This is a genomic window from Streptomyces sp. NPDC057616 (assembly GCF_042800575.1).
In the GTDB taxonomy this organism is placed as follows: Bacteria; Actinomycetota; Actinomycetes; order Streptomycetales; family Streptomycetaceae; genus Streptomyces.
Map to the genome: position 1 here is coordinate 1 of NZ_JBHVGU010000048.1, position 8,414 is coordinate 8,414.

The 8,414-nt window shown below is 67.7% G+C and carries 9 protein-coding genes; 8 read left to right on the forward strand and 1 reads right to left on the reverse strand.

Annotated features, from left to right (window positions below):
- From ACFU97_RS39750 to ACFU97_RS39760, 3 genes are all read left to right on the forward strand, one after another.
- Positions 1 to 491, forward strand: a 491-nt coding sequence (locus ACFU97_RS39750; protein WP_384266465.1) for a cbb3-type cytochrome c oxidase subunit I, incomplete at its 5' end; no start/stop codon positions are given.
- Complete coding sequence (locus tag ACFU97_RS39755) at positions 488 to 886, forward strand: cytochrome c oxidase subunit 4 (RefSeq protein ID WP_384266468.1); 399 nt, start codon at positions 488 to 490, stop codon at positions 884 to 886. The genes ACFU97_RS39750 and ACFU97_RS39755, both read left to right, overlap by 4 nt.
- A 131-nt stretch (positions 887 to 1,017) precedes the next feature.
- Positions 1,018 to 2,277, forward strand: coding sequence for an Ig-like domain-containing protein (locus ACFU97_RS39760; RefSeq protein WP_384266471.1), 1,260 nt, complete (start codon positions 1,018 to 1,020; stop codon positions 2,275 to 2,277).
- A 44-nt stretch (positions 2,278 to 2,321) separates the two neighbouring features.
- Here the strand turns inward: ACFU97_RS39760 and ACFU97_RS39765 are convergent, their stop codons facing one another.
- Positions 2,322 to 2,726, reverse strand: a complete 405-nt coding sequence (locus ACFU97_RS39765) for a hypothetical protein (protein WP_384266473.1) — start codon at positions 2,724 to 2,726, stop codon at positions 2,322 to 2,324.
- A gap of 145 nt (positions 2,727 to 2,871) precedes the next feature.
- Here ACFU97_RS39765 and ACFU97_RS39770 point away from each other — a divergent pair, with 145 nt between their 5' ends.
- The 5 genes from ACFU97_RS39770 (at position 2,872) to trpD (ending at position 8,270) form a co-directional block, all read left to right on the forward strand.
- Entirely contained in the window at positions 2,872 to 3,492 is a 621-nt protein-coding gene (locus ACFU97_RS39770; protein ID WP_384266476.1) for a heme-copper oxidase subunit III, read from the forward strand.
- Between the two features lie 79 nt (positions 3,493 to 3,571).
- A complete protein-coding gene (locus ACFU97_RS39775) occupies positions 3,572 to 4,381 on the forward strand; it encodes a c-type cytochrome (RefSeq protein WP_384266478.1) in 810 nt (269 codons plus the stop codon).
- Positions 4,378 to 5,433: a Rieske 2Fe-2S domain-containing protein gene (locus tag ACFU97_RS39780; RefSeq protein ID WP_384266481.1), complete on the forward strand. Its 1,056-nt coding sequence runs from the start codon at positions 4,378 to 4,380 to the stop codon at positions 5,431 to 5,433. The genes ACFU97_RS39775 and ACFU97_RS39780 overlap by 4 nt, the downstream gene beginning before the upstream one ends.
- Positions 5,430 to 7,064: a cytochrome bc complex cytochrome b subunit gene (locus tag ACFU97_RS39785; protein ID WP_384266483.1), complete on the forward strand. Its 1,635-nt coding sequence runs from the start codon at positions 5,430 to 5,432 to the stop codon at positions 7,062 to 7,064. The genes ACFU97_RS39780 and ACFU97_RS39785 overlap by 4 nt, the downstream gene beginning before the upstream one ends.
- A 141-nt stretch (positions 7,065 to 7,205) precedes the next feature.
- Complete coding sequence (gene trpD, locus ACFU97_RS39790) at positions 7,206 to 8,270, forward strand: anthranilate phosphoribosyltransferase (protein WP_384266485.1); 1,065 nt, start codon at positions 7,206 to 7,208, stop codon at positions 8,268 to 8,270.
- Positions 8,271 to 8,414 lie beyond the last annotated feature (144 nt).

An 8,414-nucleotide genomic window follows, 5' to 3' on the forward strand; every position in this document is an offset into this window, starting at 1 on the left:
CCGGCTTCCACTTCTGGTGGCCGAAGATGACCGGCAAGATGCTCGACGAGCGCCTCGGCAAGATCACGTTCTGGACGCTGTTCATCGGCTTCCACACCACGTTCCTGGTGCAGCACTGGCTGGGCGCCGAGGGCATGCCGCGTCGTTACGCGGACTACCTGGCGGCCGACGGCTTCACCGCGCTGAACACGGTCTCGACGATCGGTTCGTTCCTGCTCGGCCTGTCGATCCTGCCGTTCCTCTACAACGTGTGGAAGACGGCCAAGTACGGCAAGAAGGTCGAGGTCGACGACCCGTGGGGCTACGGCCGTTCGCTGGAGTGGGCGACCTCCTGCCCGCCGCCGCGGCACAACTTCCTCACCCTGCCGCGGATTCGCAGCGAATCCCCGGCGTTCGACCTGCATCACCCTGAGATCGCCGCTCTCGACCAGCTCGAGAACGCGCCGCACGGTGACCACGCTCTGGCTGGTGGCAAGGAGGCCGGCAAGTGAAGGTTCAGGGCAAGATGTTCATGTGGTTGAGCTTCTTCGTCCTCGCCATGGCGGTCGTCTATGGCGTGTGGTCGAAGGAGCCGGCCGGTACCACGGCGCTCTTCCTGGCCTTCGGTCTGTGCATCATGGTCGGCTTCTACCTGGGCTTCACGGCCCGGCGGGTCGACGCGGGTGCCATGGACAACAAGGAGGCGGACGTCGCGGACGACGCCGGCGAGGTCGGGTTCTTCAGCCCGCACAGCTGGCAGCCGCTCGCCCTCGGCATCGGTGGCGCGCTGGCCTTCCTGTCGATCGCGATCGGCTGGTGGCTGCTGTACTTCTCGGCCCCGATCATCATGGTCGGCCTGTACGGCTGGGTCTTCGAGTACTACCGCGGTGAGAACCGCACCCAGTAGCACGCGCTGAGCGCAGCAGAGCCCGGACACTCCGTCAGGAGAGTCCGGGCTCCTGCTTTTGCCGCAATAAAGGTCCCTCGTACGAGTTACCCGGCGCGCCGTACTTGACGGATCTCCATAGCGTCGAGGACATGAACCACTCTCCGCGCACCCGCACCGTTGCCGGCTGCACGCTGCTGGTGATCGCCCTTGGCGCGGGCGGCACCGCTTGCAGCAGCGGCGGCAACCCGCTGACCGACAAGCCGTACGACGCGACGGACCAGATCTCCTTCAACGGCCTCTCCGAGGACGGCAAGAAGGCGGATCCGGACAAGCCCCTGGAAGTCACGGCCGACGACGACGACCGGATCACGGACGTCACCGCCACGGACGCCACAGGCCGCTCCGTGACGGGCGAACTCTCCACCGACGGCACCCGCTGGCACAGCACCTCCCCGCTCGCCGCCAACGCCCACTACACGGTGCGGGTGAGCACGGAGGACGAGGACGGGGCGCCCGGACGCAAGGTCCTCTCCTTCGACACCAGCAAGCCCACCACCAAGAAGCAGCTGGGCGTGACGTTCGGGCCCAAGTCGGGCACCTACGGCGTCGGCCAGCCGATCACCGCCGAGCTGGACAAGCCGGTCAAGGACAAGGCCCAGCGGGCCATAGTCGAGCGCGCGCTGCAGGTGGACTCCGTCCCCGCCGTGCAGGGCGCCTGGCACTGGGTGGACGACAAGGAGCTCCACTACCGCCCCAAGGAGTACTGGCCCGCCCACGCCACGGTCCAGGTGCGCAGCAACCTCGACGGGGTCAAGATCGGCGACCGGCTGCGGGGCGCGCCGAGCAAGCCGCTGAAGCTCACCATCGGCGACAGCGTCGTCGCCGTCACCGACGCGGCGTCGCACTCCATGACGGTCTACAAGAACGGCGAGGACATCAACGAGATCCCCGTCACCACCGGCAAGCCCGGCTTCGAGACCCGCAACGGCGTCAAGGTCGTACTGGGCAAGGAATACTTCGTACGCATGCGCAGTGCCACCGTCGGCATCGCCGAGGGCAGTTCGGACTCGTACGACCTGCCGGTCTACTACGCGACGCGGCTGACCTGGAGCGGCGAGTACGTGCACGCCGCCCCGTGGTCCGTGGGCTCCCAGGGCTACGCCAACGTCAGCCACGGCTGCACCGGCATGAGCACCGGGAACGCCGAGTGGTTCTTCAACAACGTCCACGAGGGCGATGTGGTGAAGGTCGTCAACTCCGACGGCGACACCATGGAGCCCTTCGGCAACGGCTTCGGGGACTGGAACCTCTCCTGGAAGAACTGGCGCACGGGCAGCGCCCTGGTCGCCGGAACCCCCGACGCACCCACGGCCGCGGAGAGGGCGAGGTTGCGGCCAGAGAGCGTGTGAGCCCGCGTGCGGGCAGCCGTCCCGGGGACGGCTGCCCGGGGCTCTCAGGCGCTCTGCTGCAGGCTCTTGCTCCGCAGCAGGGAGGCCAGCGCGGAGGCGAACTCCACCGGGTCCACGGGCAGCGTCACCGCCGCGTCCGCCCGGCTCCAGGTCGCGAGCCACGCGTCCTGCGGCCGCCCGATCAGCAGCAGCACGGGCGGGCAGTTGAACACCTCGTCCTTGATCTGCCGGCAGACACCCATGCCGCCCATGGGCACGGACTCGCCGTCCAGGACGCAGATGTCGATCCCGCCCTTGTCCAGCTCCGTCACGACGGCCGCGGGCGTCGCGCACTCCACGAACTCGACGACGGGAACGTCGGGCGCGGGCCTTCGCCCGGTGGCCAGCCGCACCTGTTCGCGGGTGTTGGAGTCGTCGCTGTAGACCAGCACCGTGGCGGTCGGCTGCATTGTTCCTCCGAGACGTCAGCGTCGTACGGAAAGGCCCGTTGCGGCGGATGTTACTCCGTTCAACACCACGTCAACACCGGTATGGACGGCAGCAACACTCCGAACGGCACCCCCCGGAGTGAGGGCGGGATAAGCGACCGACATAATGTCGGACGTGGCGACAGCAACGACAGTAGATACCGGGCACGCGCACCCGTCGGTCAACCGGCCGAACCTCACCAGCGTCGGAACCATCATCTGGCTGAGTTCCGAGCTGATGTTCTTCGCGGCCCTCTTCGCGATGTACTTCACCCTGCGATCGGTGACCGGTCCGGATCACTGGAAGGAGATGGCGAGCCATCTCAACCTTCCGTTCTCCGCGACCAACACCACGATCCTGGTGCTCTCCTCCCTCACCTGCCAGCTCGGCGTCTTCGCCGCCGAGCGCGGGGACGTGAAGAAGCTCCGGGGCTGGTTCATCGTCACCTTCGTGATGGGTGCGATCTTCATCGGCGGTCAGATCTTCGAGTACACGGAGCTGGTGAAGAAGGACGGGCTCTCCCTGTCCTCCGACCCGTACGGCTCGGTGTTCTACCTGACCACCGGGTTCCACGGCATGCACGTGACGGGCGGCCTCATCGCCTTCCTGTTCGTCCTCGGCCGTACCTACGCGGCCAAGAGGTTCACCCACGAACAGGCGACCGCGGCCATCGTCGTGTCCTACTACTGGCACTTCGTCGATGTCGTGTGGATCGGCCTCTTCGCCACGATCTACCTGATCAAGTAGCCGGGCCCGTTCCCGCGTGCGCCGCTGGGCGCACACCACACAAGCATCGACGCAGAAGATCCTGACACCGGGGTAATCCGTGAAAAAGCTCTCCGCACGACGACGCCATCCGATGGCGGCGCTCGTCGTCCTACTCCTCGCGCTGGCATGCACCGGGGGGCTGTACGCCGCGTTCGCGCCCGCGAGCAAGGCGCAGGCCGATGAAACTGCCCAGTCTCTCGCCATCGACGAGGGCAAGAAGCTCTATTCCGTCGGCTGCGCCTCCTGCCACGGAACCGGCGGTCAGGGCACCTCCGACGGCCCGAGCCTCGTGGGCGTGGGCAGCGCGGCCGTCGACTTCCAGGTCGGCACCGGCCGTATGCCGGCCCAGCAGCCGGGCGCGCAGGTCCCGAAGAAGAAGGTCGTCTACACGCAGGCCGAGATCGACCAGCTCGCGGCGTACATCTCGTCGCTGGGCGCCGGCCCGACCGTGCCGACCAAGGAGCAGTACGGCCCCGAGGGTGCCGACATCGCCAAGGGCGGTGAACTGTTCCGCACCAACTGCGCGCAGTGCCACAACTTCACCGGCAAGGGCGGTGCGCTCACCCACGGCAAGTTCGCGCCCGACCTCGAGGGTGTCGACCCGAAGCACATCTACGAGGCCATGCAGACCGGCCCGCAGAACATGCCTTCGTTCCCCGACACCACGCTGACGTCGCAGAACAAGAAGGACATCATCGCGTACCTGAACGCGGTCAACGGAGACGACACCGAGAGCCCCGGCGGCCTTGAGCTGGGCGGACTCGGCCCGGTCTCCGAGGGCCTGTTCGCCTGGATCTTCGGACTCGGCGCGCTGATCGCGGTCGCCGTCTGGGTCGCCGCTCGGACCGCAAAGGCCAAGAAGTCATGAGTAGCCAAGACATTCCAGAAGAGAACCTGCCCGCTGAGCAGGGCCAGCACGGCACGGTCGGCGTCGCGGACGAGAAGAACCCGTTCGCCGACCCCGGTCTGCCGCCGCACGAGCACCGGATCCAGGACATCGACGAGCGGGCCGCCAAGCGGTCCGAGCGCGTGGTGGCCATGCTGTTCACGGTCTCGATGCTCGCCACGGTCGGCTTCATCGCCTCGTACGTGGCGATCCCGCACGACAAGTCGATCTTCGTCTTCCCGATCGGCCACATCAACGCGCTGAACTTCGCGCTGGGTCTGACCCTGGGCCTCGCGCTGTTCGCCATCGGCGCGGGCGCGGTCCACTGGGCCCGCACCCTGATGTCCGACGTGGAGATCGCCGACGAGCGTCACCCGATCGAGGCCTCGCCCGAGGTCAAGGCCAAGGTCATGGACGACTTCCGGCAGGGTGCCAAGGAGTCCGTGCTCGGCCGCCGCAAGCTGATCCGCAACACGATGCTCGGCGCGATGGCCCTGTTCCCGCTCTCCGGCGTCATGCTGCTGCGCGACCTCGGCCCGCTGCCCCACAACAAGCTCCGCCACACGCTGTGGTCCAAGGGCAAGCTGCTCGTCAACATGAACACGAACGAGCCGCTGCGTCCCTCCGACGTCGCCGTCGGCTCGCTCACCTTCGCCAAGCCCGAGGGCCTGGAGGAGCAGGACGAGGACTTCCAGACCCAGATCGCCAAGGCGGCCCTGATGATCGTCCGGATCCAGCCGGACAACATCAAGGACAAGCGCGAGCTCGAGTGGTCGCACGAGGGCATCGTCGCGTACTCGAAGATCTGCACCCACGTCGGTTGCCCGATCTCGCTGTACGAGCAGCAGACGCACCACGTGCTGTGCCCCTGCCACCAGTCCACCTTCGACCTCTCCGACGGTGCCCGGGTGATCTTCGGCCCCGCCGGACACGCCCTGCCGCAGCTGCGGATCGGCGTGAACGACGAGGGCTACCTCGAGGCGCTCGGCGACTTCGAAGAGCCCGTCGGTCCTGCATTCTGGGAGCGCGGATGAGCACCAACGACAGCACCGCGGCACGCCGCGGAAAGGCGCCCGCCGGCGAGCGCGTCGCCGACTGGGCGGACGGCCGCCTGGGGATCTACTCCCTGGCCAAGTCCAACATGCGCAAGATCTTCCCCGACCACTGGTCGTTCATGTTGGGTGAGGTCTGCCTCTACAGCTTCATCATCATCATCCTCACGGGTGTGTACCTGACCCTGTTCTTCCACCCGTCGATGAACGAGGTGGAGTACCACGGCAGCTACATCCCGCTGCAGGGCCAGCTGATGTCCGAGGCCTTCAACTCGACCCTGCACATCTCCTTCGACGTGCGCGGTGGTCTGCTGATCCGGCAGATCCACCACTGGGCCGCGCTGATCTTCCTCGCGGGCATGTTCGTGCACATGATGCGCGTGTTCTTCACCGGCGCGTTCCGCAAGCCGCGTGAGGTCAACTGGCTGTTCGGCTTCCTGCTGCTCGTCCTGGGCATGTTCACCGGCTTCACCGGTTACTCGCTCCCGGACGACCTGCTCTCCGGCACCGGTGTCCGCTTCATGGAGGGCGCGATCCTGTCCGTGCCGATCGTCGGCACGTACCTGTCGTTCTTCCTCTTCGGCGGAGAGTTCCCGGGCGGCGACTTCGTGGCCCGCTTCTACTCGATCCACATCCTGCTGCTGCCGGGCATCATGCTCGGTCTGCTGGTCGGCCACCTGATCCTGGTCTTCTACCACAAGCACACGCAGTTCGCGGGTCCCGGACGGACGAACAACAACGTCGTGGGCATGCCGCTGCTGCCGGTGTACATGGCCAAGGCCGGAGGCTTCTTCTTCCTGGTCTTCGGTGTCATCGCGGCCATCGCGGCGATCGCCTCGATCAACCCGATCTGGGCCATCGGCCCCTACCGTCCGGACCAGGTGTCCACCGGCGCCCAGCCCGACTGGTACATGGGCTTCTCCGAGGGCCTGATCCGCGTCATGCCGGGCTGGGAGATCAACGCCTGGGGCCACACGCTCGTCCTGGGCGTGTTCATCCCGCTGGTGGTCTTTCCGCTGGTCCTGGTCGCGATCGCGGTCTACCCGTTCGTCGAGGCCTGGGTCACCGGCGACCGGCGCGAGCACCACATCCTGGACCGTCCGCGCAACGCCCCGACGCGTACCGCGTTCGGTGCCGCGTGGGTGTCCTGGTACTTCGTGCTGATGATCGGTGGCGGCAACGACCTGTGGGCCACGCACTTCCACCTGTCGATCAACGCGATCACCTGGTTCGTGCGCGTCGGCTTCTTCGTGGTGCCGGTCCTGGTGTTCATCGCCACCAAGCGGATCTGCCTGGGTCTGCAGCGGCGCGACAAGGACAAGGTGCTGCACGGCCGCGAGTCGGGCATCATCAAGCGCCTGCCGCACGGTGAGTTCATCGAGGTGCACGAGCCGCTCAGCCAGGACGCGCTGCACACGCTCACGGCGCACGAGCAGTACCAGCCGCTCGAGATCGGTCCCACGACCGACGAGAACGGCGTCGAGCGCAAGGTGAAGGGCTCCGAGAAGCTGCGTGCCAAGCTCAGCGAGGCGTACTTCGGCGACGAGTCCCAGATCTCGAAGCCGACCGTCGAGGAGTACAAGGAGATCACGAGCGGCCACGGCCACCACTGATCACTGAGGCGTCGCCACGCCACGCGAAGGGCCCTGTCCGGTGTTCGGACGGGGCCCTTTGCCATGCCTTCCGGCTGGATAGGGTGGGGGTCGGACTCCTTCGACGGGTCCCACTCTTCTACGACACCCAGGAGCGGCCTTATGAGCGCTGTGACCCCCGCTGGAGGCGACACCGCGGCGGGCCGTTCCTGGCCCGAGGTACTGAACGCCCTGCTGTACGGCCACGACCAGAGCGCCGACGCGACGGCCTGGGCGATGGACCAGATCATGCGCGGCGAGGCCACGGACGCCCAGATCGCGGGCTTCGTCGTGGCCCTGCGGGCCAAGGGCGAGACGGTCGAGGAGATCACCGGCCTCGTCCGGACGATGTACGAGCACGCCAACGTGATCGAGGTGCCCGGCCGCACGGTCGACATCGTCGGCACCGGCGGCGACGGCGCCAAGACCGTCAACATCTCCACCATGTCGGCCGTCGTCGTGGCCGGCGCGGGCGCCACGGTCGTCAAGCACGGCAACCGCGCCGCGTCCTCGGCCTCCGGAGCCTCGGACGTCCTGGAGAAGCTCGGCGTCAATCTGGAGCTGACCCCCCGGCGGGTGGCCGAGGTGGCGCAGGAGGCGGGGATCACCTTCTGCTTCGCCGTCAAGTTCCACCCGGCGCTGCGTCATGCCGGCGCCGCGCGCGGCCAGTTGGCGATCCGCACGGTGTTCAACATCCTCGGCCCGCTGACCAACCCCGCCCAGGTGCGGGCCCAGGCGGTCGGTGTCGCCGACCCGCGGATGGCGCCGGTCGTCGCGGGCGTCTTCGCCGAGCGCGGCAACTCCTCCCTGGTCTTCCGCGGGGACGACGGCCTGGACGAGCTGACCACCACGGCCACCTCCCGGGTGTGGATCGTGCGGGACGGCAAGGTCACCGAGGAGACCTTCGACCCCCGTGAGGTCGGCATCGAGCTGGTGCCGGTCGAGGCGCTGCGTGGCGGCGACCCGTCGTTCAACGCCGAGGTGGCCCGCAGGCTTCTCGACGGCGAGCGGGGGCCGGTACGGGACGCCGTACTGCTGAACTCGGCGGCCGCGCTCGTCGCCCTCGACCCGGGTCCGGCTCCGCTCGCCGAGCAGATCCGGGCCGGGATGGCCCGCGCGGCGGAGTCGATCGACTCCGGCTCCGCCAAGCGGGCGCTGGAGCGCTGGGTGGCGGCCAGCAACGCGTAGGGCCTCCGGCCTACCCGCCCACTTCGTGGGGGGGCCGGCGCTCCCGGCGCCGCCCCAAGCAGGGCCGCGGTCCCAGAATCCGGACACAGGTTGTGGGACCGCGGTCCCTTCACGTACGTTTTTTTCCAGTTATGAGTGGCAGTC